Origin of the sequence: Shimia sp. MMG029, from assembly GCF_027947445.1 — a bacterium.
Classification (GTDB): Bacteria; Pseudomonadota; Alphaproteobacteria; order Rhodobacterales; family Rhodobacteraceae; genus Shimia.
This window is the reverse complement of the sequence record NZ_JAQJIM010000001.1, coordinates 230,028-254,435: the sequence shown is the minus strand read 5'-3', so window position 1 is coordinate 254,435 and position 24,408 is coordinate 230,028. Positions and strand designations below refer to the sequence as shown.

19 protein-coding genes and 1 tRNA gene are annotated in these 24,408 nt (G+C 57.6%); 13 read left to right on the top strand and 7 right to left on the bottom strand.

All coding sequences use genetic code 11. The features are described from left to right. Positions 1 to 56: 56 nt before the first annotated feature. Entirely contained in the window at positions 57 to 1,358 is a 1,302-nt protein-coding gene (locus PJL69_RS01255) for a cytochrome-c peroxidase (RefSeq protein WP_271308040.1), read from the top strand. 6 nt (positions 1,359 to 1,364) lie between these two features. On the opposite strand, the gene PJL69_RS01250 is transcribed toward PJL69_RS01255, so the two are convergent. Then, positions 1,365 to 2,906, bottom strand: coding sequence for a CRTAC1 family protein (locus PJL69_RS01250; RefSeq protein ID WP_271308039.1), 1,542 nt, complete (start codon positions 2,904 to 2,906; stop codon positions 1,365 to 1,367). Beyond that, entirely contained in the window at positions 2,896 to 4,089 is a 1,194-nt protein-coding gene (locus PJL69_RS01245) for an ROK family transcriptional regulator (protein WP_271308038.1), read from the bottom strand. The genes PJL69_RS01250 and PJL69_RS01245 overlap by 11 nt, the downstream gene beginning before the upstream one ends. 207 nt (positions 4,090 to 4,296) lie before the next feature. On the opposite strand from PJL69_RS01245, the gene xylF reads away from it, so the two are divergent. The 4 genes from xylF to PJL69_RS01225 all read left to right on the top strand — a co-directional run bounded on the left by xylF (position 4,297) and on the right by PJL69_RS01225 (position 8,479). Beyond that, complete coding sequence (gene xylF, locus PJL69_RS01240) at positions 4,297 to 5,310, top strand: D-xylose ABC transporter substrate-binding protein (protein WP_271308037.1); 1,014 nt, start codon at positions 4,297 to 4,299, stop codon at positions 5,308 to 5,310. 138 nt (positions 5,311 to 5,448) lie between these two features. Then, positions 5,449 to 6,714: a sugar ABC transporter permease gene (locus PJL69_RS01235; RefSeq protein WP_271308036.1), complete on the top strand. Its 1,266-nt coding sequence runs from the start codon at positions 5,449 to 5,451 to the stop codon at positions 6,712 to 6,714. A 22-nt stretch (positions 6,715 to 6,736) separates the two neighbouring features. Continuing rightward, the gene (locus PJL69_RS01230) at positions 6,737 to 7,501 is read left to right on the top strand and encodes an ATP-binding cassette domain-containing protein (RefSeq protein ID WP_209097497.1); all 765 of its coding nucleotides are present in this window, start codon (positions 6,737 to 6,739) and stop codon (positions 7,499 to 7,501) included. Positions 7,502 to 7,552: 51 nt separating this feature from the next. Then, on the top strand, positions 7,553 to 8,479 hold the full coding sequence (locus PJL69_RS01225) for a glucokinase (protein ID WP_271308035.1): 927 nt from the start codon (positions 7,553 to 7,555) through the stop codon (positions 8,477 to 8,479). A gap of 98 nt (positions 8,480 to 8,577) precedes the next feature. On the opposite strand, the gene katG is transcribed toward PJL69_RS01225, so the two are convergent. Next, positions 8,578 to 10,761 (bottom strand): catalase/peroxidase HPI, encoded by a 2,184-nt coding sequence (katG, locus tag PJL69_RS01220; protein ID WP_271308034.1) that lies wholly within the window; start codon positions 10,759 to 10,761, stop codon positions 8,578 to 8,580. Between the two features lie 110 nt (positions 10,762 to 10,871). Here katG and PJL69_RS01215 point away from each other — a divergent pair, with 110 nt between their 5' ends. The 4 genes from PJL69_RS01215 (at position 10,872) to metG (ending at position 15,762) form a co-directional block, all read left to right on the top strand. Next, positions 10,872 to 11,831, top strand: a complete 960-nt coding sequence (locus tag PJL69_RS01215) for a hydrogen peroxide-inducible genes activator (protein ID WP_271308033.1) — start codon at positions 10,872 to 10,874, stop codon at positions 11,829 to 11,831. A 118-nt stretch (positions 11,832 to 11,949) separates the two neighbouring features. After that, the gene (locus tag PJL69_RS01210; RefSeq protein WP_271308032.1) at positions 11,950 to 12,411 is read left to right on the top strand and encodes a hypothetical protein; all 462 of its coding nucleotides are present in this window, start codon (positions 11,950 to 11,952) and stop codon (positions 12,409 to 12,411) included. A gap of 205 nt (positions 12,412 to 12,616) precedes the next feature. Then, entirely contained in the window at positions 12,617 to 13,864 is a 1,248-nt protein-coding gene (locus tag PJL69_RS01205) for an MFS transporter (RefSeq protein WP_271308031.1), read from the top strand. A gap of 182 nt (positions 13,865 to 14,046) precedes the next feature. Beyond that, entirely contained in the window at positions 14,047 to 15,762 is a 1,716-nt protein-coding gene (gene metG, locus PJL69_RS01200; protein WP_271308030.1) for a methionine--tRNA ligase, read from the top strand. 452 nt (positions 15,763 to 16,214) lie between these two features. On the opposite strand, the gene PJL69_RS01195 is transcribed toward metG, so the two are convergent. The 3 genes from PJL69_RS01195 to PJL69_RS01185 all read right to left on the bottom strand — a co-directional run bounded on the left by PJL69_RS01195 (position 16,215) and on the right by PJL69_RS01185 (position 17,498). Continuing rightward, positions 16,215 to 16,301: transfer RNA gene (locus PJL69_RS01195), tRNA-Leu, on the bottom strand. 131 nt (positions 16,302 to 16,432) lie between these two features. Next, positions 16,433 to 16,774 (bottom strand): tetratricopeptide repeat protein, encoded by a 342-nt coding sequence (locus PJL69_RS20275; protein WP_333781856.1) that lies wholly within the window; start codon positions 16,772 to 16,774, stop codon positions 16,433 to 16,435. 250 nt (positions 16,775 to 17,024) lie between these two features. Beyond that, positions 17,025 to 17,498 carry an Lrp/AsnC family transcriptional regulator gene (locus PJL69_RS01185; RefSeq protein WP_271308028.1) on the bottom strand — a complete coding sequence of 158 codons (474 nt, stop codon included), beginning with the start codon at positions 17,496 to 17,498 and terminating at the stop codon, positions 17,025 to 17,027. A 103-nt stretch (positions 17,499 to 17,601) separates the two neighbouring features. Here PJL69_RS01185 and putA point away from each other — a divergent pair, with 103 nt between their 5' ends. Genes putA through PJL69_RS01170 form a run of 3 tightly spaced genes read left to right on the top strand, consistent with a single transcriptional unit; the run spans position 17,602 to position 22,182 of the window. Beyond that, on the top strand, positions 17,602 to 21,027 hold the full coding sequence (putA, locus tag PJL69_RS01180) for a bifunctional proline dehydrogenase/L-glutamate gamma-semialdehyde dehydrogenase PutA (protein ID WP_271308027.1): 3,426 nt from the start codon (positions 17,602 to 17,604) through the stop codon (positions 21,025 to 21,027). Positions 21,028 to 21,058: 31 nt separating this feature from the next. Beyond that, positions 21,059 to 21,805 carry a rhomboid family intramembrane serine protease gene (locus tag PJL69_RS01175; protein WP_271308026.1) on the top strand — a complete coding sequence of 249 codons (747 nt, stop codon included), beginning with the start codon at positions 21,059 to 21,061 and terminating at the stop codon, positions 21,803 to 21,805. Then, entirely contained in the window at positions 21,802 to 22,182 is a 381-nt protein-coding gene (locus tag PJL69_RS01170) for a GFA family protein (RefSeq protein WP_271308025.1), read from the top strand. Before PJL69_RS01175 ends, PJL69_RS01170 begins: the two co-directional genes overlap by 4 nt. Positions 22,183 to 22,253: 71 nt before the next feature. Here PJL69_RS01170 and PJL69_RS01165 read toward each other — a convergent pair whose 3' ends face one another. After that, positions 22,254 to 23,045 (bottom strand): inositol monophosphatase family protein, encoded by a 792-nt coding sequence (locus tag PJL69_RS01165; protein WP_209097510.1) that lies wholly within the window; start codon positions 23,043 to 23,045, stop codon positions 22,254 to 22,256. A gap of 184 nt (positions 23,046 to 23,229) precedes the next feature. On the opposite strand from PJL69_RS01165, the gene PJL69_RS01160 reads away from it, so the two are divergent. Beyond that, on the top strand, positions 23,230 to 24,270 hold the full coding sequence (locus PJL69_RS01160; RefSeq protein ID WP_271308024.1) for an NADP-dependent oxidoreductase: 1,041 nt from the start codon (positions 23,230 to 23,232) through the stop codon (positions 24,268 to 24,270). Positions 24,271 to 24,408: the final 138 nt, after the last annotated feature.

Sequence of the window (24,408 nt, the reverse complement as noted above, 5' to 3'; positions counted from 1 at the left end):
GCAACCCCTGCACCTCACCCAAAGTGTGAGGGCCAACAATTCAAAGAAGGGTAGCCATGCGCCATCTCCTGTTCTGCTCCGTCGCTCTCTGGCCTGCTTTGGCAGTTGCCTCACCGCTGCCAAAGGCGGATGCGATTTTCCCGGAACAGGACATGGCAGAGGTCAAACTTGGCCAGCTGCTCTTCTATGATCCCATCCTGTCAGGCAACAAATCCGTCTCCTGCGCCTCCTGCCATCACCCGGATCTGGGCACCTCTGATGGCCTGTCTTTGGGCCTTGGCGATGGCGCAATTGGCCTTGGCCTGAACCGTAAAATCGACCCAGAAAACCCGCCTGAGCAACGCATTCCCCGCAATGCGCCGGCGCTCTGGAACCTTGGCGCCACCGAATTCACCGTCTTCTTCCACGATGGACGCCTAGAGGACGATCCATCGCGCCCCTCTGGCATTCGCACCCCGCTGGGCGCAGAGATGGAAATGGGATTTGACAATGCACTGGCAGCACAGGCGATGTTTCCGGTGCTCTCCGGCGATGAAATGGCCGGACACTACTCCGAAAACGATGTGTCCCAAGCCGTTCGCCTCGGCCAGCTCACCGGCCCCGGCGGTGCGTGGGACATCTTGGCCAAACGCGTCGAAGCCATCCCGGCCTACAGAACAGCCTTTGATGACGTCATCGGCACTGAGCCCATCAAATTTCACCACATAGCCAATGCCATGGCGGCCTTCATCGCCTTTGAGTGGCGCGCGGATGCCTCAGCCTTTGACGCCTACTTGCGTGAAGGCACCCCACTCAATGCCGATGCTTCCGAGGGCATGGAGCTGTTTTATGGCAAAGCGCAATGCAGTACTTGCCACACCGGCCAATTCCAAACCGATCACGGCTTTCACGCCATTGCCCTGCCCCAAATCGGCCCCGGCAAAGCGGCACGGTTTGAACGTCACAACCGCGATGTTGGCCGCGGCCGCGTGACCGGCGCGACAGAAGATTTCTACCGCTTCCGCACGCCATCCCTGCGCAACATCACGCAGACAGCCCCCTATGGACACAACGGCGCTTTCACAAGCCTTGAAGGCATCGTGCGCCACCACCTGACACCAAAAACATCCCTCTCAGCGTATTCACTTGCGTCAGCCACGCTATCTGACGGTGAATTCTCAAGTGATTTCAAATTGATGAGAGACGCACCTGAAGTGGACCTGATCGCTCAGGCCAGCGATCTGCCTTCGGTGTCTCTCAACGACGCAGAGGTCCGCCAGATCCTCGCATTTCTGGAAAGCCTGACAGATTACGATGCCATCAAAGGGCGGCTTGGCGTGCCAAGGTCAGTGCCTTCAGGTCTCCCCTTAGACAACTGATATTACTCAACTCTTCGGCCAAGCGACCACACCAGAATCACGCTTGATCTGCCAGTGCCCGTTTGTCGGCACCTCCTGCCATGCGCTTGCCTCGCCATCCGGCCAGATCACGCGCACCTTAACGGTCTCAGCGTCCCCAATCCCAAAATGCGCCGCGCCAGCCACGCCTCCGGCATGGCCGCCGCCAACCGTGATTTCACGCGTATAGGTGCGCGCACCAGCCTGCACCTCAATCACCGCGCCCACTGCATCCCGGTTCGGCCCGTCATTTTGTAAGCGCAAAGACACCCAGCTCCCCGCAGACTTACTGACGTTCTGATAAACTTCCAGCGGCGCACGCCGATTGACCACGGCCAAGTCCAGCAATCCATCACCATTCAGATCCACCAGCGCCGCGCCACGGCTGCGCGCCAAAGTGGCGATCCCGGCCACGTCGCCCTGCTCGTCAAAACGACCATCAGGCAGTTGCACCAACAGATTATTTGGATCATCCATCGCAGCGCCGGGCATCTGCTGCACATTGCCCTTGGCAATAAACACATCATCCAGACCATCATTGGTCACATCGCCAAAGCTGATGTGCCATCCCGTCGAGGGCCGCCCATCCCCCCCCGTGTAGGGCCGATGCGCCGAGGTGCCCAATTCATAGGGCACATCCTCAAAGGTTGGCAGCGCCGGATCGGCCCGTTTCATCAACCGCTGGTCGCCCATTGAGGAGAGAAACACCTCATTCACCCCGTCAAAATCCAGATCACGCTCCGCAATGCCCATGCCCCACAACATATGTGTCGCCCAGCCGTCAGCCTCGCCATACAGTCGCGGCTCCGCCTCCATGGCCCAAAGCTGCTCTGATCCGCCGCGCACATAATAATGCCGATCGTTACTCATGCGCAGGTCCGCCCGCCCATTGCGACCCCAGTCTGAAAACAGGATCGACAGAGGGCAAAACCCCGGCTCCAAAGAACGGTGAGCGTACCCTTCGCCTGTTGGGCGAAACAAATCATTGGCATCGCAGGCCTCAAACGGCCCCGCTGGATCTTCCCGATCTACATAATTGCCAAAAGCCATGGTCGGCAACGCGTTGTCACCTTCCCATGTGGCGGAAAACGCCGTGGTCCAGGCGTCGCCCCCGTCAAAGCCAGGCAGATCCATCGCCGCAAAGCTACACGCGGGCCCGCCTTTGAAAACCTTATTCTCTCCCACACGCAACGCCACCAGATCCTGCCAGCCGTCGCCATCGATATCGAGCGCGTAAAACCCGGTTGTGCCAGTGACGCGCAAGGCGTCTGGGGTCACCTCTTCCAACACAACGGCACCGCCGAGCGCACTTTGATTGCGCAACAAGACCGGTGGATTCGTGCCTCCAGCTGCGACCAACTCTGACAACCCGTCCCCGTCACAGTCAAATGCCGCCACGCCGCCGCCGACAAAGAACTCCCAGCCGCCATCGTAAACGTGGGGCGCGACCTCTACCGGCGCAAAGCGCACCTCTGCGACAGCCCCGCTTGCGGCCACCATTACTGCGCTGCTCAACAGTTTATGCCACATGATCCGTCATCCCCTGCAAAGCGCTTTCAGAAACATTTTCAAGTGCATAGGCCGCAGCCCCTCGCGCCCACATCAAGTTGCCCCACTTGTGGATCACCACTTCCGGCGGCGCTTTGTCGATCTGCACAATCAACTTGCGCATCGCATCAATCACCTCTTCGGCATAAAGATGACTGGATTGCATCTGTTCGCCCGCAAGAATGATCAGTTCCGGGTCAAAGATGTTCACCAGATTGGCCAGCCCCATGGCAAACATGCGCCCAGCGCGCTCCACGATCGAGGCAGACACCTCATCACCCTGCTTGGCCGCTGAAAGAATATCCCCCACCTGCCGCTCCGCCATTTCGCCGGTGGCAATCATCGCTTCACGCATCAACGCATAATCAGCAACATAAGCCTCCAGACAGCCCCGCTGCCCACAGCGACACAACGCCCCTTCAAGCTGGACTTTGGTATGACCGAATTCCGCACCACATCCACGGGTGCCTCGGTAAATCTCATCGTTGATCACGATGCCCATACCAACACCACTCTCAATCGTAACCACGATGAAGTCGCTGTGCCCCTGCCCAAGACCAAAGCTTTTTTCAGCCATAGCCACCAAATTGGCGTCGTTGTCCAAGAACGCAGGGATCCCAAGCGCGGCTTCAAGCACCGTCCCAAATTCAACATTGCGCGCGGCAAGTGAGGGCGACCAATGCACAAAGCCGCGCGGGGCATCCACAATCCCCGCAATGCCGAGCCCAAGAGCGGCAACATCCTTGAGGGCTCGACCGATTTTCTGGGCGAGTGCCTCCACCAGAACCGCAAGCTCTTGCGCAAGATCCTCAGCGGCGAATACCCCATGTGCCAGTTCGGCTTCGTGATCCGCCAGATGGTTGCCCTCAAAATCCAAAAGCACCAGAGAAATGGTGCGGTTTGAAATTTTCGCCCCTGCCACCAGGCGCGCTGCCCCTCGAATTTTCAGATCCACCTTCGGGCGACCGCGCCGCGCATCCTTGTCAGCAGATTCGCTGGCAACCTCTTCGATCAGTCCCTCGCGCAACAACTCAGCGGTGATTGTCGTGACTGTCGCACGACTGATGCCTGTGATCTCGCTCAGGTTGATACGTGGAATACGCTGGTGCCTGCGAATCTCGCCCAGCAAGATCCGTCGCCCAATTTCTCTTTGATTGACAGACATTTGCAAACCTCCCTCAAGCGCGCCCTGCGCGACATTCTCATAACCAATGCAGCGCTGACTGGCACATCACCATGCCGATGTTCGGTGACGCTTCGCAAGTTTATCTGATTTAATTTGATTTACAAATTTATTTCGCTAACAATAGGTCAACCCGGCCAAATCGATTCACATTGGTCCGTCGCCGGGGAAAACCATTGGGAGGAAACCATGAAACTATTTTCATCCGCGGCGGCAATTGTCGCTGGCGCCTTTATGAGCACAGCCGCCTTCGCCGAAGATCTGGTGATCGGCGTGAGCTGGTCCAACTTCCAGGAAGAACGCTGGAAAACAGACGAAGCAGCAATCAAAGGCGCTCTGGACGCCGCTGGCGCAAAATACATTTCCGCTGATGCGCAAAGCTCCTCTGCCAAACAGCTCTCTGATGTTGAAAGCCTGATCGCGCAGGGTGCGAACGCGCTGATCATCCTCGCGCAAGACGCTTCCGCCGTAGGCCCCGCTGTACAAGCTGCCGCCGACGAAGACATTCCAGTGATCGCCTACGACCGTCTGATCGAAGACGCACGTGCGTTCTACCTGACCTTTGACAACGTCGAAGTGGGCCGCATGCAGGCGCGTGCCGTTCTGGAGGCCATGCCAAAAGGCAACTACGTGATGATCAAAGGCTCCCCAACCGATCCAAACGCAGACTTTCTGCGTGGCGGTCAACAGGAAGTGCTGCAGGCGGCGATCGACGCGGGCGACATCAAAATCGTCGGCGAAGCCTACACCGATGGCTGGGTGCCAGCCAACGCACAGCGCAACATGGAACAGATCCTGACCTCCGCAGACAACAAAGTGGACGCGGTTGTCGCCTCCAACGACGGCACCGCCGGTGGCGTTGTGGCCGCACTGACCGCTCAGGGCATGGAAGGCATCCCCGTGTCCGGTCAGGACGGCGACCACGCCGCTCTCAACCGCGTAGCAACCGGCACACAGACTGTTTCCGTATGGAAAGACGCACGTGCGCTTGGGGCTGCCGCTGGTGAAATCGCTGTCAGCCTCGCCAAAGGTGAAGCGGTTGATGGCGCCTCTGAGTGGACCTCCCCTGCGGGCACAACACTGAACTCGATGTTCCTCGCGCCAGTGCCTGTCACCGCCGCCAACCTGAACGTTGTTCTGGACGCAGGCTGGATTGCCAAAGACGTGCTCTGCGCTGGCTCTTCCAACGCGGCATGTAACTAAGCTTAAGACTTGCTCCTCCGGTCCCCCGGAGGAGCCCCCAACACTCCCCCACCAAAACGCAATAAACTTTGCTGCTGCGGTATGGTCCGCACAGGCCATCTGTGCACCTGACTGCTGCGACCGAAGAGGTAACGCAAAATGCAAAACCACGCTAAAAACTTGATCAACAAGCTCGGGCTGGACGCCCGTCTGCTTGGCATGATCGGCGCGCTTGTGGTCATCTGGGTTGTATTCGGCATCTTCACCGAAGGCCGTTTCCTGTCACCACGCAACTTTTTCAACGTCTCGGTGCAAACTGCATCTGTGGCCGTTATGGCAACAGGCATGGTGTTTGTCATCGTCACGCGCCACATCGACCTCTCGGTAGGCTCCATGCTCGGATTCATCGGCATGACCGTGGCCGCCCTTCAAGTCAAATGGCTGCCCGAAGTGTTTGGCCTTGGCCACTGGTCCATCTGGATCATCGCCGTCTTTGCGGCCATTCTGATGGGGGCCATCCTCGGCGCATTCCAAGGCTGGATCATCGGCTACCTGACCGTCCCCGCCTTCATCGTCACGCTGGGCGGCTTCCTAGTCTATCGCGGCGCCATGTGGTGGGTGACGCAGGGCCAAACGCAAGCGCCGCTTGATCCAACGTTCCGCCTTCTAGGGGGCGGTGCAGAGGGCACGCTCGGTGAAACCATGAGCCTGATATTTGGCCTTATCGCAGCTGCTGCGGCTGTGGCACTCATGGTCATGAGCCGCCGCAACAAAGCGAGCCATGGCTTCACAGTAAAGCCAGCTTGGGCTGAGGGCATTCTGATGGCCATCGCCGTGACCGGCATCATGTGCTTTGTCTGGATCATGAACAGCTACCCAATCCCCAAAGGGGCCATGAAACGCATCACCAAAGCCCAAGGCATTGAATATACGGATGGCATGGTCTGGAACCACGGTGTTGCTATTCCAGTTGTGATCCTGCTCGCCGTGGCCATCGCCATGACCATTGTGGCAACCCGCACGCGGTTTGGCCGCTATATCTACGCCACCGGTGGCAACCCAGAGGCGGCAGAGCTGTCCGGCATCAACACCCGTCTGTTGACCGTAAAGATCTTTGCGCTCATGGGGGCACTGACCGGCATCGCCTCCATCATCGCCTCTGCCCGACTGAACGCAGTGGACGTGGGCCTCGGCACCCTTGACGAGCTACGCGTGATCGCAGCCGCCGTGATCGGCGGCACAGCCCTGGCAGGCGGCGCAGGCACGATCTACGGCGCAGTGATTGGCGCATTGATCATGCAATCGCTACAATCGGGCATGGCCTCTGTAGGCGTTGACGCCCCGCTGCAAAACATCGTTGTGGGCATCGTTCTGGTCTTCGCCGTCTATGTCGACATCGTCTACCGCCGTCGCACTGGCGCGTAACCGGCGCATAAGGAGTTCTATTATGGACAAGCAAACCCCTCTCGTGGAAATGCGTGACATCCACATCTCCTTTGGCGGGATCAAAGCGGTGGATCACGTCTCTGTTGATCTCAAACCCGGTGAAGTGGTTGGCCTGCTCGGCCACAACGGCGCAGGCAAATCCACCCTGATCAAAATCCTGTCGGGCGCCTATCAGGCGGACGGCGGCGAGATCTACATCAACGGTGAAAAGGCAGAGATCCACAACCCGCGTGATGCGCGCAAATACAACATCGAAACCATCTACCAAACCCTTGCACTTGCCGACAATCTCGATGCCGCCTCCAACCTCTTTCTGGGGCGCGAACTGACCACAGCTTTTGGCACCGTGGACGATGACGCGATGGAGGCCGAAACCCGCAAGATCATGGGCAAGCTCAACCCGAACTTCAAAAAGTTCGCCGAGCCTGTCTCTGCCCTGTCAGGGGGGCAGCGCCAGTCGGTGGCCATTGCCCGCGCGGTCTATTTCGACGCCAAGATCCTGATCATGGACGAACCCACCGCCGCCCTTGGCCCCCATGAAACCCAGATGGTTTCTGAGCTCATCCAGCAGCTCAAGGCCGAAGGCATCGGCATCTTCCTGATCAGCCACGACATCCATGATGTCATGGAGCTCTGTGACAGGGCGTCTGTGATGAAAAATGGTCAGCTTGTCGGCACCGTGGATGTCAAAGACGTCACCGATGACGATCTTCTGGGCATGATCATTCTGGGCAAACGCCCCGAAGGCGTACCTGTTCAGGGCTGATTAAATTCGCTACATAAACCAAAATCCATGAACCAAGAAAGTTGCGGGCGCATGACCTACCTTGTCGGCGATATCGGAGGCACCAACACCCGTCTGGCTCTGGCTGGACCGGATGGGGTGCATGAGGAAACGATACTGCGCGCCCGCAATGACGATTTTGACAGCTTTGACGCCGTGCTGGCCCATTACCTCGCGACCCAGAAAACCGGCCACCTTGATGGCATCTGCATCGCCATCGCAGGCCCCGTGCAAGCTGGTGAAGGCCGCCTGACCAACCGCAACTGGGCCCTCTCTGCCGCAGGCTTTGGCGTTCAATCCGGTGCCGCGCATGCAGAACTGATCAACGACCTCGCCGCGCTAGGCTACGCCCTGCCCCGCATCACGCCAGAACATATCTTTGGCACCCGCGTCGCCCCGACCAATGGCCAATCGCTGGTGGCTGGTCTTGGCACCGGCTTCAACGTGAGCCTCACCAAACAGACCCGCCACGGCGACACGCTGGTGATTGAGGCCGAGCTCGGCCATGCCGAAGTGCCCCACAGCATCGGCCAACTGATGCACGACGCCCTCGGCGCAGAGGCCGCCCCACTCCAAACCGTCGAAGACATCTTCTGCGGCCCCGGACTCGAACGCCTGCACCACCTGCTCAGCGGCGCAAAGCTGGACGGTGGCAGCATCATAGCGGCTTATGAGGCAAACGACCCTGCCGCAACCGCGACGGTTGACCTCTTCACCAAGGCATTGGCCTATCTCACGCGTGCCTTGATCCACCAGTACCTGCCCCGCGACGGCATCGTCTTCGCCGGCAGCGCCGCCCGAGGCGTGCTCGGCAGCCGCGCCCTGCCGCTGTTTGTCGAAACTCTGCAATCCGAAGCCCCCGGCATCGTGGCTCCCGCAACCATCCCACTCAGCGTCATCACCGACGACGCCGCCGCCCTGCAGGGCTGCTTGCAGCATTTGCTCCAGACCACCCGCTAAGAAGAGACTGCCCGAGGCCTGCCTAAAAGCGTCAGTGGAAACCAACCAAAAAAGGCGCGACCTCTGCCGCGCCTTTCTCTTTTTTCGATCCTCTCAGATCACTTCAGGTCAAAGCGATCCGCGTCCATGACCTTGCTCCAGGCGGCGACAAAGTCTTTGACCAGTTTGGCCTCGCCGTCGCTCTGGCCATAGACCTCCGCCAGCGCGCGCAGTTGCGAGTTTGAGCCAAACACCAGATCCACGCGGGTTGCGGTCCATTTCACATCGCCGCTGGCGCGCTCTTTGCCTTCGTAGACACCGTCACCTGCGTCTGACCACGCTGTGCCCATGTCGAGCACATTGACGAAGAAGTCATTGGTCAGCTGTCCAACTCGATCCGTGAACACGCCATGTGCCGTGCCGCCGTGATTGGCCCCAAGCACACGCAGACCACCCACAAGCGCGGTCATTTCTGGCGCGGTCAGGGTCAACAGATGCGCCTTGTCCAGCAACAGCTCTTCTGGGGATACGGTGTACTGCGCCTTCTGGTAGTTGCGGAAGCCATCGGCCTGCGGCTCAAGCATGCCCACGCTTTCAACGTCGGTCTGCTCTTGGGTGGCATCCCCACGGCCCAGCGTCACTGGGACAGACACATCATGGCCCGCATCCAGCGCCGCTTTCTCAATCGCTGCAGCACCTGCAATCACGATCAAATCCGCTGTGCTCACAGGCTTGCCAAAGGCGGCTTTCACCTCTTCCAGTTTGCTCAGCACACGATCCAGCTCGGCTGGCTCGTTCGCATCCCAGTCTTTCTGCGGCGCAAGACGCAGACGGGCGCCGTTGGCTCCGCCACGCATGTCACTGCCGCGGAAGGTGGAGGCAGAGGCCCAGGCGGTCTTCACCAGATCGCTCACCGACACGCCAGAGCCGATCACGGCAGCTTTCAATGCGGCCACGTCATCTTCAGTCAGATCCGTGTCAGAGGCTGGGATCGGATCCTGCCAGATCAACTCTTCGCTTGGCACCTCTTCGCCCAGATAGCGCACGCGAGGGCCCATATCACGGTGGGTCAGTTTGAACCAGGCGCGGGCAAAGGCATCCTGGAACTCTTCCGGGTTCTCATGGAACCGTTTGGAGATTGGGCCATAGATCGGATCCAGACGCATCGCCATGTCGGCGGTGGTCATCATCGTCTTCACTTTCTTGCTCGGATCATGTGCCGCAGGAGCCATGTCTTCTTCTTTGACATCAATCGGCTCCCAAATCCACGCACCCGCCGGACTCTTGGTCAGGTTCCACTCATAGCCAAACAGCAGATCAAAGAAACCATTGTCCCATTTGGTCGGATTCGCCGTCCACGCGCCCTCAATGCCAGAGGTGGTGGTGTCATCCCCATGGCCGGTGCCATGCTGGTTGATCCAGCCAAACCCCATAGCCTCGATCGGGGCCGCTTCCGGCTCTGGGCCAACCAGCTCCGGATTGCCTGCGCCATGCGCTTTCCCAAAGGTGTGGCCACCGGCCACCAGCGCAACGGTTTCCTCATCATTCATTGCCATCCGCGCAAAGGTTTCGCGAATGTCGCGCCCAGAGGCGAGCACATCAGGCTGCCCATCTGGACCTTCCGGGTTCACATAGATCAGCCCCATCTGCACAGCCGCGAGTGGGTTCTCCAGATCACGCTCACCAGAGTAGCGAGAGTTTTCGGCTTTGGAATCAGCCAGCCACTCGGTCTCTGCGCCCCAATACACATCCTCTTCAGGCTCCCAGACATCGGGTCGACCACCAGCAAAACCAAAGGTCTTGCCCCCCATGCTTTCAATCGCCGCATTGCCCGCAAGGATATACAGATCCGCCCAGCTGATCTGGTTGCCGTATTTCTGCTTGATCGGCCACAGCAGACGCCGCGCCTTATCGAGGTTGCCGTTGTCAGGCCAGCTGTTCAGCGGCGCAAACCGTTGCTGCCCGGTGCCCCCACCGCCACGGCCATCCGCCGTCCGGTAGGTCCCGGCAGAGTGCCAAGCCATGCGAATGAACAAGCCGCCGTAGTGCCCGTAGTCGGCAGGCCACCAATCCTGACTGTCCGTCATCAGCGCATAGAGATCCTCTTTCAGCGCCTTGTAATCCAGCTTCGCAAATTCCTCAGCATAGTCAAAATCCGCGCCCATTGGGTCAGACTTAGCGGAATTCTGGTGCAAAATACGCAGGTTCAGCTGATTGGGCCACCAGTCACGGTTTCCGCGATCCTCATTTTTGACAGCCCCGTGCATCACAGGGCATCCGCCTGCTTTCATGTCTCCGTCCATATCGTCCTCCTGTCGGGTAGATGGGTGTTTCGATTCTCTGGAATTATTCTAAACGCAGAAAATCAATTAGGAGAAGTTGCATTTTCCAATCGCTTTGATAATCAAATCCTATGATGAACCTCACCCTCCGCCAGCTTCGCTATTTCGAAGCCCTCGCCCAACACCGTCATTTTGGCCGCGCCGCAGAAGCCTGCGCCATCTCGCAACCTGCCTTGTCTGTTCAGATCAAAGAGTTAGAGGAGAGCCTAGGCGTGCCTCTGTTTGAGCGAACCGCCCGCCAAATCCGCCTCACCGCCTTTGGCGAAGACATGGCCAGCCGTGTCAGGGACATCCTGCGCGGGGTGGAGGAAATTGGCGAAATGGCGCGTATCACGCAATCGGGGGGCGCCGGGCGGCTGCGGCTTGGCGTTATCCCGACCATCGCCCCCTATCTGCTGCCCCGTTTCCTGCGCCAGTTGCGCGTGGACTTCCCTGATCTGGAGCTGCACGTGCGCGAGACCATGACAGCCAACCTGATTGAGGAGCTGCGCCACGGCCGCATCGACGCCGCCATTGTCGCCCTCCCCGTCTCAGAACCGACATTTGAGGAAATGCCGCTGCTGTCTGAAAACTTCGTGCTGGTGCGCCCAAAGTCCGAGGAAACCGCACCCGTCCCCGCCCCCGAACATCTGGAGCGGGAGCGCCTCCTGCTTCTGGAAGAGGGCCACTGCTTCCGCGATCAGGCCCTGTCGTTCTGCGGCATGCCAACCGCCCGCCCGCATGAGGGGCTCGACGGCTCTTCACTCTCTACGCTTGTGCAAATGGTTGGCGCGGGTCTGGGCGTCACCCTGATCCCAGAAATGGCGGTGTCGGTCGAAACGCCCACAGCAGAGGTCACCGTATCGAGGTTCAAAGACAAACAACCCGCCCGCAAAATCGGCCTGATCTGGCGCAAAAGCAGCCCGCTTGGGCCACAGTTGCAGAAGATCGGTTACACGGTTCAGACAAGTGCGGTCTTGCGATCACCAGAGACGCTGCTAAACCAACGAGATAAAAAACTGTACGCAACACAAATATCTATTTTAAAATGAGCTTATAAAGTACCCCACAACTGATAGATTATCACCACGCTCGCTAAATCCTTATTCGTGATGCGTCTGTGAATACTACCACTATTATCCTAGTTCAATTTTACTGCAGGAGTTTCAAATGACCGTAAATCTTAGTATTGTAGGAATGTACTTTCAAATGAATGTAGATGTGTCACCTGGCTCAACCATTTCCGAAGTGATGCATGCAGCGCAGACCCAATCGCTTGGCGCAGATCAACAATTTTCGTTCACCACTTCTCCGGGCGGATTTCTATCAAACGTAACAGTCATCCATCGCGTTGAGGCCCAGTCAAGCAATTCTGGAAACACATATTGTGCGGGGGTATACAGTTTAACGGATGATGAAACCGTAGGGAATCCTCAACTAGTTTGGCAGTACTATCTATTTGACTCGCAAAACCAACGCAAAGAACCTCGCGGCTCTGAACTAGCGTTTCTAAAAAATCAAACCCCTCTCAACGCGGGCGATCAAGTGATTTGGCGCGCCGTTGCAATATTCAACGGCCCTAATTCGTTTGGCAGCGCTAAAGAGCGTACTCAACTTCTCACAAAAGCCTAATCCAATAATTAAAATAAACTCGCTCTTTGGCGGGTTTATTTTTTACTTCAATAGGCTTTGAAACTTTCGAAAATAAAATTGCACGTTCGTAGTTATTATGAGCTTATCTCCGTTGAAATACCATACTTCATAACTGGACCAGCCCTGTTGCCACTTCCCCCAACTTTCCCCTAGCTTTCCCGGCCCATTCCGCCATGGTGCAACCATGCGCATGATCATCACCTTCTCGGCTCTCTTCCTCTCCGTCATCCTGCTGCAACTCAGCTCCGGCGGCGTGGGGCCGCTTGATGCGCTGTCTGGCATCGCGCTTGGCTTCACAACGGAACAGATTGGCCTGCTAGGCTCAGCCCACTTTCTTGGTTTTTTTATAGGCTGCTGGTGGTCGCCCCGCCTGATGGGCAGCGTCGGGCACTCTCGCGCCTTTGCCACCTTCACAGCCCTGGGGGCGATTGGCCTGCTGGGCCACTTCGTGATTGTCGATCCCATCGCATGGGCGGTGATGCGCATCGCCTCGGGCCTCTGCGTCGCGGGCTGTTTCACCGTGGTCGAGGCTTGGCTGCAATCCAAAGTCACCAATGAAACCCGCGGGCGCGCCATGGGCACCTACCGCGTGGTCGATATGGTGGCCTCCCTCGCCGCGCAGCTGGTGATCAGCGTGCTGGAGCCGGCCTCTTATGTCTCCTACAATCTGCTTGCGCTGATCTGCTGTCTTGCGCTGCTGCCGATCACGCTCACCACCTCTCCCCAGCCCAAAACACCCAACGCCCCGCGTCTGCGCCCCAAGCTCGCGTATGAGCGTTCGCCACTCGCTGTGGCTGGCGTGATCGTCGCGGCACTCAGCTCTGCCTCCTTCCGCATGGTCGGCCCGGTCTACGGCACCGAAGTGGGCCTGCAGGTCAGCCAGATCGCATGGTTCCTTGCCGCCTTCGTTTTGGGTGGGGCCATTGCACAATATCCTGTGGGTTGGCTCGCAGACAAGTTTGACCGCCGCTGGGTGTTGATCTGGCTCTCCGCCGCCGCTGTCCTCAGCTGCGCCACAACCGTGACCTTGGGAGGCGGCAGCACTGCCATGGTGATGCTGAACGCGGGCTTCTTTGGCTTCACATCTTTCCCGATCTACTCCGTCGCCGCCGCCCACGCGAACGACTTTGCCACCTCTGAAGAACGGGTCGAGCTCTCAGCGGCGCTTATGTTCTTTTTTGCCGTAGGCGCAATCGGCACTCCGCTCTTTGCCTCCGGCCTCATCGAGCGTTTCGGCCCAGCGGCGCTTTTCATCATGATTGCTGCCGGACATGCGCTGCTGATCGTCTTCGGTCTGGCCCGGATGCTGGCGCGGCCAACCATGCAATCGCGCACCCGTTACGTCTATGCGCCACGCACCTCTTTCACAGTTGGCCGCATCACCAAGGGTCAACGCGAAGCCACACATCAGGACAAAAACCCGAAAGGTTAACACCCAAGGGATGCTCGAAATTGCACCTACGCAATACAGTCGCGATACAGACGCAATACCGACGTGAAATTTCATGGTTAATTTCCGCCCCCACCCCGCTGCTCAATGCAGCGCACAATTCCACTGTGGAACTGCCTTAGGCTTTGGGCTAATGGGGAACGAAACAGTTAAGGGACACCCACATGGCGCGCCATCTGATCACCTCGGCCTTGCCGTATATCAACGGCATCAAACACCTCGGCAACCTCGTCGGCAGCCAGCTGCCCGCCGATCTGTTTGCCCGCTACATGCGCGCGCGCGGCCACGAAGTTCTGTTCCTTTGCGCCACGGATGAACACGGCACCCCGGCTGAACTCGCCGCTGCCAAAGCAGGCAAAGACGTCGCGGATTACTGCGCCGAAATGCATGAAGTGCAATCCAAAATTGCCGAAGGCTTCCGCCTGAGTTTTGACCACTACGGCCGCTCGTCCAGCCAACAGAACCACGCCCTGACCCAACACTTCGCAGGCCGCCTTGCCGATATGGGATTGATCCGAGAAGTCACTGAAAAGATGGTCTATTCCAACGCAGACGGGCGCTTCCTGCCAGACCGCTACATCGAGGGCACCTGCCCCAACTGCGGCTTTGAAAGCGCGCGGGGCGACCAATGTGACAACTGCACCAAGCAGCTTGACCCAACCGATCTGATCAACCCCTATTCCACCATCTCTGGCTCCACCGATCTGGAGGAGCGCGAAACCAAGCACCTGTTCCTGTGCCAGTCGCAAATGCGTGACAAACTGCAGGCTTGGATCGACAGCAAGACCGACTGGCCGGTGCTGACCACCTCGATTGCCAACAAGTGGCTCAACGACGGCGACGGCCTGCAAGACCGCGGCATCACACGCGATCTCGACTGGGGCGTGCCCGTTAAGAAAGGCGGCGCAGACTGGCCCGGCATGGAAGGCAAAGTCTTCTACGTCTGGTTTGACGCCCCCATCGAATACATCGCCTGCGCTCAGGAGTGGGTCGACGCTGGCAAGGGCGAAGACTGGGAACGTTGGTGGCGCACCGACAAAGGCGCTGAGGACGTGACCTACACCCAGTTCATGGGCAAGGACAACGTACCGTTCCACACGCTCTCTTTCCCCGCCACCATTCTCGGTTCTGAAGAGCCGTGGAAGGCCGTGGATTACATCAAGTCTTTCAACTACTTGAACTATGATGGCGGCCAGTTCTCCACCTCGCGTGGGCGTGGTGTCTTCATGGATCAGGCGCTGGAAATCCTGCCGTCTGATTATTGGCGCTGGTGGCTGCTGAGCCATGCACCGGAAAGCTCTGACAGCGAGTTCACCTGGGAAAACTTCCAGCAATCCGTAAACAAAGACCTCGCCGACGTGCTTGGTAACTTCGTCAGCCGCGTCACCAAATTCTGCCGCTCCAAATTTGGCGAAGAAATCCCTGCAGGTGGCGAGTTCGGCGAAACCGAGACCGCATTGATCAACGAACTCGCCACCCGTCTGCGCGCCTACGAGGGCCATATGACGGACATGGAAGTGCGCAAATCCGCTCAGGAGCTGCGCGCCATCTGGGTTGCGGGCAACGAGTACCTGCAGACGGCAGCACCTTGGTCCACCTTCAAGGAAGATCCCGAGAAAGCAGCGGCCCAAATTCGCCTCGCTCTGAACCTGATCCGCCTCTACGCTGTTGTTTCTGCGCCCTTTATTCCAGATGCGTCGGCGCAACTGATGGCCGCTATGCAGACTGAGGACACCAACTGGCCCGAAGACGTATCCGCAGCGCTGGAAGCCCTCGCGCCGGGCCACGCCTTTACTGTGCCAGATGTTACCTTCCGCAAAGTCTCAGATGAAGAACGCGAGGAGTGGCAGGAAAAATTCGCAGGCAAACGCGAAAGCTAAACCATTGCTGACAATCACAAACAGGCCGCGCCAGAGCACAAACTGGCGCGGCCTGTTTTTTTGACCGTTTTTTTCATCCGCAGGACGGCAATTTCTCGTACGCCTGCTCATCAGACAAAGCGCTGTCCCCCGCACCCAAATGATCATTTCTATAGACAAGAGCGCAGGCCAGCAGCAACTATAGGGCCTGACCACACAAAAAGGAGACGACCTATGGAAGCCATCCTAAATGTGATCTGGCGCACCATCGATATTGTGCCCCCTGTGATCACAGCATCCATAATGATGCTGTGTATCAGTGCTGTGGCTGGCGCAGCCTTATGTCTATTCGTCGCTGCGTTGGCCATGAGACGAGAGAAAAGGATCGATTGATCTGGTTGAAAATCAATCTTGAGCGCACCAACAGCACTGCTCATGGGTTTAAAAATTTGAAATACATCAATAGTTTGAAGTGGTACCCGCGGCCGGACTCGAACCGGCACGGCCTATACGGCCTAGAGATTTTAAGTCTCCTGTGTCTACCATTCCACCACGCGGGCACATGACACGAACAATGCGTCAGCGGCGCGACAATAGCGTGTTGTTCGCTGGTGTGAAGAGGCATTTCCTCGCAAATTGCAAAGTTTTCGAGCAAGCATCTCAGCAAGCAAATCTCTGGCATGCAATTCGGCTACAGATCCTCACCAGGTTTGTCCGAAAGCCCTGGCGCCCGATACAAGGACCGTTCAGGAAGCCAAGGATTGAGTTCCAAAGCAATGGCAAGCACATCTTGGGCTTCGGCGTCTCTCCCCAAACCAATCAAGGTCAAAGCGAGCCCTGACTGCGCAGCGACATGGCGCGGGGACAGGTCAAGCGCGCGCTTCAGATCTGGCAAAGCGGCTTCGAAATTCTGGCTCAAAAAATTCACGAAGGCACGTTGATTATAGCCTTCAGCATAATGCGGGCAGTAGGCAATCAACGCGTCAAAATCAGACCGCGCACCGAGCAGATCCCACGACTCCCGCTTGCGCATGCCCCTGTTCAAAATTTCCTGCGCCGTTTCATCGGGCGCATCAGCCCAAAATTGCCACATCTCCCTGGAAAGCACCTGCGCAGACGCTTGATCCGGGGCCTTTTGAACACGTTCAATCAATGCGTTCAGAGCATCTGAATGATCCGGGGCTGCCGGGCACGTCTCTGCAAACGCAGGAGCACACAGACAAAGCGCAACAACAAATCTCAACATACAAAAAGGCTGGCACGGTCGCGCCCAAATCGCCAAGTCACATCTCTGCGAGGCCGGTTTCTTTGACTGCCTGCATGGCGACATAGGTTGACGTGCTGGCCACATGCGGGAGCGCAGAAATTTTCTCCCCCAGCACCCGTCGATAGGCGGACATGCTCGACGTGCGAACTTTCAAAAGGTAGTCGAAATGACTGGCAATCATATGCGCCTGCTCGATTTCAGGTATTTCTGCCACCGCCTCATTGAACGCTTGCAGGGCCCTTTCTCGTGTCTCTGACAGTTTCACCTCAACAAAGGCGACGTGATCCAAACCCAAGCGAATTGGATCAAGCAAAGCGCGATAACCGGTTATGACCCCTTCCCGTTCCAATCGCCGCAATCTTGCTTGAGTTGGACTTTTGGACAAACCAATCTCACGCGCCAAATCCGTGATGGAAATTCGTCCATCTCGGGACAGAAGCTCAAGAATCGCGCGATCAAATCGATCCAGATCAACATGGTCACCTTGCATAGAAAATCGCCCCTCAAGCAGCCAATGTGGCAATCCAAACGGAAAGCTTTGGTGATTATGGCTGCTTCAACTGCGCTATTCTAGCCTAAATACAGGAGGCACCATGACCAAAACGCGCATTTTGATCGACACAACAACCTATCGGAACGAGGCCACACTGGTTGCTGACCTTGTCAAACAGGCCGCTCTTTCTGAAGCAGACCGAAGCGCGATCTGTGCCAGTGGCGCCGAACTCGTCACCAAGATCCGCAACGAAACCAGCCCGGGTTTGATGGAAGTGTTCCTTGCCGAGTATGGTCTTTCAACCGACGAAGGCGTGGCGCTTATGTGTCTCGCAGAGGCACTGCTGCGCGTTCCTGATGCCGAAACCATTGACGCACTGATTGAAGACAAGGTCGCCCCCTCTGACTGGGGCAAGCACCTTGGTCAATCCACTTCTCCCTTGGTCAATGCGTCAACCTGGGCACTGCTGCTGACAGGCAAGGTCATGGATGACAGCAACAAGGGCTTGGTTGGCACCTTGCGTGGCGCGGTTAAGCGTCTGGGCGAACCCGTTATCCGCACCGCTGTTGGTCGCGCGATGAAAGAAATGGGGCGCCAGTTTGTCTTGGGGGAGACAATCACCGCTGCAATGGACCGCGCAGCACAAATGGAGTCTAAAGGGTATACTTACTCTTATGACATGCTCGGAGAGGCGGCCAAAACCGATGCCGACGCTATGCGGTATCATCTCGCATATTCTAGAGCGATTTCAGCAATCGCGACTGCCTGCACCCATGATGATATCCGGCAAAACCCCGGCATCTCCGTCAAACTCTCGGCACTACATCCTCGCTATGAAGTCGCCCAGTCTGATCGCGTGATGGAGGAGTTGGTTCCGCGACTGCGCTCCCTTGCTTTGCTTGCGAAATCCGCTGGCATGGGCCTGAACATCGATGCGGAAGAGGCAGACCGTCTGTCCCTGTCCATGGATGTCATCAGTACGGTCTTGGCTGAGCCCGCTCTTGCTGGCTGGGATGGATTTGGGGTTGTTGTCCAAGCCTATGGAAAGCGCGCGGGTGTCACGCTCGACTACCTCTATGAACTTGCAAAGCAATGTGATCGCAAAATCATGGTGCGTCTGGTCAAGGGGGCGTATTGGGACACAGAGATCAAGCGCGCGCAGGTTGAAGGCCTCGAAAGCTTCCCGGTCTTCACCAACAAAGCGGCAACCGATATCTCCTATATTGCGAATGCACGCAAACTGTTGGAGATGACGGATTACATCTATCCGCAGTTTGCGACCCATAATGCACATACTGTCGCTGCGATTCTTCACATGGCGACTGACAAAACCGCGTTTGAATTCCAACGTTTGCACGGAATGGGTGACGCCCTGCATGATTTGGTGCTGAAGGGTGAAAGCACGCGCTGCCGCATATATGCCCCAGTTGGTGCACACCGAGATCTGCTGGCTTATCTTGTGCGCAGGCTTTTGGAAAACGGTGCGAACAGCTCCTTTGTGAACCAGATTGTGGATGAAGAAGTGCCTGCGGAGGAAGTTGCCAGCGATCCCTTCAGCGCAGAACTTACACCGGCACAAACCCTTCTTTCGGGGCCCGCGCTCTTTGCACCCGAACGGACGAACTCCAAGGGGTTTGACCTCACGGATTTGCCGACACTTTACGCCGTTGATGCGGCGCGTGACCCATTCCGCAAAGCGACATGGCACGCCACCCCGCTGATTGACGGCGCAACCTCACCAGAGGCCGCAACCAAAGTAGAGAACCCGACGCTTCCAACGGACAGCCCAGGCACCGTCGCCACGGCAAGCGCTCAGGATGTACAAACCGCAATCAGCAACGCAAACGCCTGGAACGCAGCCCCAGCAGAGCGCGGAGCGGTCTTGGCCCGCGCCGCAGACCTCTATGAGGAGAACTTCGGCCTCCTTTTTGCCTTGCTTGCGCGCGAGGCAGGCAAAACGCCAAAGGATGCGGTTGCGGAGCTGCGTGAAGCCGTCGACTTCCTGCGCTACTATGGTGCCAACGCGCCAGACACACCCGCCGCAGGTCTCTTCACCTGTATTTCTCCATGGAACTTCCCGCTGGCAATCTTCACAGGTCAGATCGCTGCGGCGCTGGCTGCTGGCAATACTGTGCTGGCGAAACCTGCCGACCAGACCCCTCTGATCGCCTATGAAGCGGTCAAACTTCTGCATGAGGCCGGAGTTCCACGCGGTGCACTGCAACTGCTGCCGGGTGCTGGCGCGACGGTAGGCGCAGCGCTGACCTCAGACCCGCGGATCAATGGTGTGGCTTTCACAGGCTCGACTGCAACCGCACTGCGCATACGCAAAACCATGGCAGATCACCTTACCCCCGGTGCCCCTTTGATCGCAGAAACCGGCGGCCTGAACGCCATGATTGTGGATTCAACGGCCCTGCCTGAGCAAGCTGTGACCGCGATTGTAGAAAGCGCCTTCCAATCCGCTGGCCAGCGTTGCTCTGCCTTGCGCTGCCTCTATGTACAGGAAGACATTGCAGACAATTTGCTCGAAATGCTCAAAGGTGCGATGAAAGAGCTTTCGCTTGGTGACCCCTGGAAGCTTTCAACAGACAGTGGCCCTGTCATCGACGCCGCAGCACATAAAACCATCGCGGATCACATTGCATTGGCGCAATCCGAAAACCGCGTGCTCTATCAATTGGCCACACCTCAAACCGGGACGTTCATTGCACCGACTTTGATCAAAGTGACGGGCATTTCCGACCTGACACACGAGATTTTCGGACCAGTTCTGCATGTCGCCACCTTTAAGGCCAACGAGCTCGATCAGGTCATCGATGCCATCAACGCGACGGGGTATGGCCTTACTTTCGGTCTGCAAACGCGGATCGACGACCGCGTTCAACATGTCTCTGATCGCATCAAAGCGGGCAATATTTATGTTAACCGCAATCAGATTGGCGCGATTGTAGGGTCCCAACCCTTTGGCGGTGAAGGTCTGTCAGGCACTGGCCCTAAGGCGGGTGGCCCTCACTATCTGTCGCGGTTTGCAAAACCAATCGGCCAGACTGCCGATGCTTGGGAAACACATCTGGCAAGCGAACATGTTCAGGCGCAACTGGACCAAGCGAGCGTAGAACAGGCCCAAGCTTCAGCGGTCACGACATCTCTGCCCGGCCCCACGGGCGAGTCCAATCGCTTGACCACCTATGCAAAAGCACCTGTTCTGTGCCTTGGTCCAAGCGCACAGGCTGCCAAAGAGCAGGCTCAAAAGGTCATACGCCTGGGCGGGCGTGCCGTCGCAGCGTCAGGTCAGCTGGCACCCGAGGCGTTGACTGCGCTTACAGGTTTTTCCGGGGTGCTCTGGTGGGGCGATGCAGAGACAGGTCGCGCGATGGAACAGGCTCTGGCACAACGCGATGGGCCGATCGTTCCCTTGATCACCGGCCAACCGGATGCGGCACGGGTTCTGGGAGAACGTCATGTGTGTGTAGACACCACAGCAGCAGGCGGCAACGCGGCACTTTTGAGCGGGGGCAGTTGACCTCCCCCGAAAATCACAGCAGCTTGGCGGAATGTTTCCAATACGCGATCACAATCCGTCAGGCCGCACACCCTATGTTGTCTATGGCCTTCTCATCCTCAACATCGGGATTTTTCTGAGTTATCAGCCCATTATGGGAGACGACTACCGTCTCGCCCAGTTTTTTAGCGACTGGGCGCTGATCCCTGCCGCGATCATGGAAGGGCAACGCCTGCACGGTCTATTCAGCTCCATGTTTTTGCATGGGGGCTGGATGCACTTGTTTGGCAATATGCTGTTTCTTTGGATTTTTGGCGACAATCTTGAAGATGAAATGGGTCATCTGGGCTTCCTGATTTTCTACATTCTATCAGGACTCGGTGCGGGCTTTGCGCAGATCGCCGCAGACCCCGACAGTATCATCCCGATGGTTGGCGCCTCAGGGGCCATTGCCGGGGTCATGGGCGGCTACCTGCTGCTTTTCCCCAAAGCGCGCGTAGACATACTGCTGATACTCATCATCATTTTCCGTATCATCACCATTCCGGCCTGGGTGATGCTATGTTTCTGGTTCGGCCTTCAGGTGTTCAACGGCGTTCTGAGCGACCCGGAGACCGGCGGCGTCGCCCATTGGGCGCATGCCGGGGGTTTTGTGATTGGCGCGGTTCTTGCGATACCTGTCTGGCTGCGTCTTGGAGGAAGCGGTTTCTGGAGACGCACGCATGGCCACCCACCACATCCTGAGGCCCGTTATCGCCTCAGCCAATCATCCATTCCACGGGTCAGGAGGCGCAGATGAGCCACAAACTGAGCTGCCACTGCGGGGCAGTCAAAATACACGTCACGTTGGCGCAAGATCTGAGCGAAGCGCGCTCTTGTGATTGTTCTTTTTGCCGCCGTCGTGCTGCTCCCAACGTGGATGTGGCGGTCGAGGATCTGATCATCGTGAAAGGCGAGGAGAGCCTGAACCTCTACACTTGGGGCACAAAGACCGCGCAGCACTACTTTTGCCGCCATTGTGGGATCTACACGCACCACCGACGCCGTAGCAATCCCAAGGTTTATGGGGTCAACATCGGTGCGCTTGAAGGCGTGAACCCTGCTGATTACGCCCCCTTTGAGTGGGTAAATGGCGTGAGTTTTGCACTTGAAGCGGACAAAAACGAAAAAACCTGACCCAATCGGGCCAGGTTCAACATTTTCACAATCGCATGTGAGCTGCGTTAGGGCAGCGTGCGTTGCTCGGTTCAGCCCTTACGAATGACCTTCGCGAACTGAGAAAAGATCGGTTCGTTGGCTACAATCGCCTCGCCGTCTTCCACCATGTTGCCGTCTGGGTTAACGGGCTCAACAAGCGCACCGGCCTCTTTCGCGATCAGCAAACCTGCGGCGACGTCCCATGGCTGCAGGCCACGCTCCCAGTAGCCCTCATAGCGCCCAGCGGCCACATAGGCGAGATCCAGAGACGCAGCACCGAAGCGGCGCACGCCAGCTGTGGCAGGCAGCAAACGGGCCAAGTCTTGCAGGGTCTCAGGCAGATCGGCGCGGCCGCCAAATGGCAGGCCAGTGGCAAAAATCGACTCGATCATGCGGTGGCGGCCAGAAACACGCAGGCGCAGGCTGTCGTTCAACCATGCGCCTTCGCCGCGCTCGGCGTAAAACATTTCGTCCTTGGCGGCATCAAACACCACGCCCGCAACGATCTCACCCTTGTGTTCCAAAGCAATGGACACCGCCCAGTGTGGCAGGCCGTGCAGGAAGTTGGTGGTGCCGTCCAGCGGGTCAACAATCCAGCGACGGGTCGGGTCCTTGCCCTCAATTTCGCCGCCCTCTTCAGCCAGCCAGCCATAGGTTGGACGCGCGCCAAGCAATTCTTCTTTCAGGATATTTTCGGCAGCGATGTCGGCACGGCTTACAAAGTCCCCTGCCCCTTTCATCGACACCTGAAGGTTTTCAACCTCACGGAAGTCTTTGACCAGTGACCGCCCCGCTTTGCGAGCGGCCTTCATCATGATGTTCAGATTTGCGCTGCCCGGCATGGCACGGCTCCTTTTGGCTCAGAGCGGGCGTATACGCGTCCAAACCCTTTTTGCCAAGGGCCAATGGATGCATAGCAGCCCCTTTTGAAACGCCGCGTCACGAAAGTTGTCTGCTTGGGGCCATCGCTTGCAAGACCGGGGCACTGGGCGCAAGCTGTCCGCAGAGCTTTGGAGGACACCCCAGATGACCGAACAGATGCAACGCATGGTGCTGGCCAGCCGCCCGACTGGCGCGCCACAAGATGAGAATTTTCGTTTAGAAACAGTGGATCTCCCCAAGATTGGCGACGGTGAAGTGCTGGTGCGCAGCCATTATATGTCGCTTGATCCCTACATGCGTGGGCGGATGGATGACGCAAAATCCTATGCTGCGCCTGTGCCGATTGGGGGCACTATGGAAGGGGGTGCGGTGGGCGAAGTCATCGCGTCAAACCACCCAAACTTCAGTGTGGGTGATTTTGCCTTTGGCATGTTTGGTTGGGCAAGTCACGGCAAGGCAAAAGGTGATGACATACAAAGGCTTAACCCGGATCTTGCACCGATCACCACGGCGCTTGGCGTGATGGGCATGCCCGGGTTCACAGGCTGGTTTGGATTGATGGAACATGGTCGCCCCAAAGCGGGGGAAACACTGGTTGTTGCGGCGGCCACGGGACCAGTGGGATCTATGGTGGGCCAAATCGCCAAACTGCATGGACTGCGGGTGGTCGGCATCGCGGGTGGTGCGGAAAAATGTCAAACAGCGACAGAGACTTACGGCTTTGACGCCTGCGTCGATCACCGCGCTTATGACACCGCCCGTGATCTGCGAAAGGCTCTCAAAGCGCATTGCCCGGGCGGCATTGACATCTATTTTGAAAATGTGGGCGGCAAGGTTCTGGACGCGGTTCTGCCCATGATGAACCAGTTTGGGCGCATTCCCGTGTGCGGGATGATCGCCTGGTACAATGCGGGTGGCCTTGGGGCTGATGCCGCGATGGAGGCGCTCACCGGACCTCGAATCTGGCGCACAATCCTGGTTAACTATTTGTCTGTGAACGGTTTTATCATCTCAAACCACTTTGACAGATACGGTGAGTTCCTCCACGAGGTTGGCCCACAATTGGCGGCGGGCAAGATTGCCTATCAGGAAGATATTGCCGAAGGTCTGGAAAATGCCCCAGCCGCCTTCCGCGCGATGTTGACCGGCGGCAACAAGGGAAAACAGATCGTGAAGCTGATCTGAAACTTACCAGCGCACAGTGGGGCTGTTGCGCAAGGCGGCATTTGGTTAACGCTGAAAGCCGCCTGTTTTCAGCATCGGTATTGCGTCAGTATCCCAACGGTATTGCGGAGGTGCAATTTCACCCTCTCGTGCATCTTA

Bases quoted from the DNA above. Each gene is read 5' to 3' on its own strand.
- PJL69_RS01255 (WP_271308040.1), top strand. From the start codon at position 57: ATGCGCCATCTCCTGTTCTGCTCCGTCGCTCTCTGGCCTGCTTTGGCA.
- PJL69_RS01250 (WP_271308039.1), bottom strand. From the start codon at position 2,906: ATGTGGCATAAACTGTTGAGCAGCGCAGTAATGGTGGCCGCAAGCGGG.
- PJL69_RS01245 (WP_271308038.1), bottom strand. From the start codon at position 4,089: ATGTCTGTCAATCAAAGAGAAATTGGGCGACGGATCTTGCTGGGCGAG.
- xylF (WP_271308037.1), top strand. From the start codon at position 4,297: ATGAAACTATTTTCATCCGCGGCGGCAATTGTCGCTGGCGCCTTTATG.
- PJL69_RS01235 (WP_271308036.1), top strand. From the start codon at position 5,449: ATGCAAAACCACGCTAAAAACTTGATCAACAAGCTCGGGCTGGACGCC.
- PJL69_RS01230 (WP_209097497.1), top strand. From the start codon at position 6,737: ATGGACAAGCAAACCCCTCTCGTGGAAATGCGTGACATCCACATCTCC.
- PJL69_RS01225 (WP_271308035.1), top strand. From the start codon at position 7,553: ATGACCTACCTTGTCGGCGATATCGGAGGCACCAACACCCGTCTGGCT.
- katG (WP_271308034.1), bottom strand. From the start codon at position 10,761: ATGGACGGAGACATGAAAGCAGGCGGATGCCCTGTGATGCACGGGGCT.
- PJL69_RS01215 (WP_271308033.1), top strand. From the start codon at position 10,872: ATGATGAACCTCACCCTCCGCCAGCTTCGCTATTTCGAAGCCCTCGCC.
- PJL69_RS01210 (WP_271308032.1), top strand. From the start codon at position 11,950: ATGACCGTAAATCTTAGTATTGTAGGAATGTACTTTCAAATGAATGTA.
- PJL69_RS01205 (WP_271308031.1), top strand. From the start codon at position 12,617: ATGCGCATGATCATCACCTTCTCGGCTCTCTTCCTCTCCGTCATCCTG.
- metG (WP_271308030.1), top strand. From the start codon at position 14,047: ATGGCGCGCCATCTGATCACCTCGGCCTTGCCGTATATCAACGGCATC.
- PJL69_RS20275 (WP_333781856.1), bottom strand. From the start codon at position 16,774: ATGCGCAAGCGGGAGTCGTGGGATCTGCTCGGTGCGCGGTCTGATTTT.
- PJL69_RS01185 (WP_271308028.1), bottom strand. From the start codon at position 17,498: ATGCAAGGTGACCATGTTGATCTGGATCGATTTGATCGCGCGATTCTT.
- putA (WP_271308027.1), top strand. From the start codon at position 17,602: ATGACCAAAACGCGCATTTTGATCGACACAACAACCTATCGGAACGAG.
- PJL69_RS01175 (WP_271308026.1), top strand. From the start codon at position 21,059: ATGTTTCCAATACGCGATCACAATCCGTCAGGCCGCACACCCTATGTT.
- PJL69_RS01170 (WP_271308025.1), top strand. From the start codon at position 21,802: ATGAGCCACAAACTGAGCTGCCACTGCGGGGCAGTCAAAATACACGTC.
- PJL69_RS01165 (WP_209097510.1), bottom strand. From the start codon at position 23,045: ATGCCGGGCAGCGCAAATCTGAACATCATGATGAAGGCCGCTCGCAAA.
- PJL69_RS01160 (WP_271308024.1), top strand. From the start codon at position 23,230: ATGACCGAACAGATGCAACGCATGGTGCTGGCCAGCCGCCCGACTGGC.